This is a genomic window from Nocardia farcinica (assembly GCF_029867845.1).
Lineage (GTDB): Bacteria > Actinomycetota > Actinomycetes > Mycobacteriales > Mycobacteriaceae > Nocardia > Nocardia farcinica_A.
Genome location: NZ_JARWRU010000861.1, coordinates 1 through 1436, shown reverse-complemented (window position 1 = coordinate 1436; position 1436 = coordinate 1). Strand labels below are relative to the sequence as shown.

Below are 1436 nucleotides of genomic sequence, written 5' to 3'. Positions count from 1 at the left end.
TTAACCTGCAAACCCCCCCCCCCCCCCCCGCGCGCCCCCCCCTCGCGCCCCCCTCCCACCCCCCCCCCCATTCCGCGCCCCCCGCCCCCCCCCCCCCCGCCCCCACCTTTCCATGTCCGGGGGACACCCCACCGCAGCAGGCCCACACGAACGCGACCCCTTCGCCGAGTGTGTCGCGACCGTTCCGCGATCGTCCGGCGAACCGCGGTTCCGGTGCGCGTCCGATCAGCGCGCGTGGACGAGTTCGTCGAACCAGAGCAGGGCGTCGGCGACGGCGGCGCGGCCGGTGGCGCCGTGGTCCATGGGGGTGAGGTCGACGTGCTCGACACGTTCCCCGCGCAGGGTTTCCAGGCACTCCTCGGTATTGGTGGCGGCGACGCTGCGGTCGGCCTCGGAGGCGTAGAGGCGCACCGGGGCGGTGGTCGTCCAGTCGCAGATGTCGTTGTCGTTCATCGCCTCCAGGGCGGGACCGGTGGGTTCGGCCGCCCACTCCAGGTAGCGGGGGGTGAGCAGTTCCCCCGGGGTCTCCGGCAGGCGGCCCGCGAGGTCGAAGACGCCGTGGAAGCCGTCGAACAGATCCTCGACGTGCTCGTCGTAGGGCGGCAGGAAGGCCTCGGACGGATCGTCGTAGACGTGGTAGATCCGGTTCATGGCGGTGATCCAGTAGGCCAGATAGACCACCGCCGCACGGGGGCTGACCCGGCCGTCGAGCGCGGCGGGAGTCTGCGCCTCGCGGATGTCGTAGGGGCCGCTGGCGGCGGCGAGCGCGCCGAGGACGAAACCGCTGTCGGGGTGTTCGCGCAGTTCGCGGGCCAGCGCGACGGCGGCCTGGCCGCCCTGGGAGAAGCCGAGGATGTAGACCTCGGGCGCGACGGCGAGGCCGCGCTCCTCGGCGAGGGTGCGGGCGGCGCGCAGCAGGTCGAGCGAGGCGCTCGCCTCGGTGGGCGCGTGCGCGTAGGGATGGCGCCCGGGGCCCTGCCCGAGGCCGAGATAGTCGGGGGCGACGCCGATCGCGCCGCCCGCGGCGAAGGCGATGGTGCGCGCGCGGTCGTTGGCGCCGCCGACCGAGGGCGCCTCGTCCTTGCGCAACACGGTGCCGTGCGCGTAGCTGACGATGGGCAGCGGTTCGGCTGTGTCACCGGGCGAGACGCCACCGGGCGGCTGGGTATCGGGCAGAACCACCAGGCCGGTGGCGGTCGTCGGCCTGCCCTCGGCGTCGACGGTGCGGTACTCCACGCGCGAGGCCGCCACACCGTTGCGGACCGGGGCCTCGAGGGTGCGGTCGGCGAGGAAATCGGCGGTCTCCTCCCTGCCCATGACCGAGATGGGGCTCACCGAGACCACCTCGCCGCGCGGGGATCGCGGCTCGCCGCCCGTGCCGCAGGCGGCGGCGAGCACCAGCACCAGCACCGCCGACAGCGCGGCCAGCGCGCGCC

Annotated in this window: 1 protein-coding gene; it reads right to left on the bottom strand. The window is 74.7% G+C overall.

The features are described from left to right. Window positions 1–225 precede the first annotated feature (225 nt). On the bottom strand, window positions 226–1436 hold a 1211-nt coding region (locus tag QH283_RS18815; protein ID WP_432420749.1), incomplete at its 5' end, for an alpha/beta hydrolase family protein.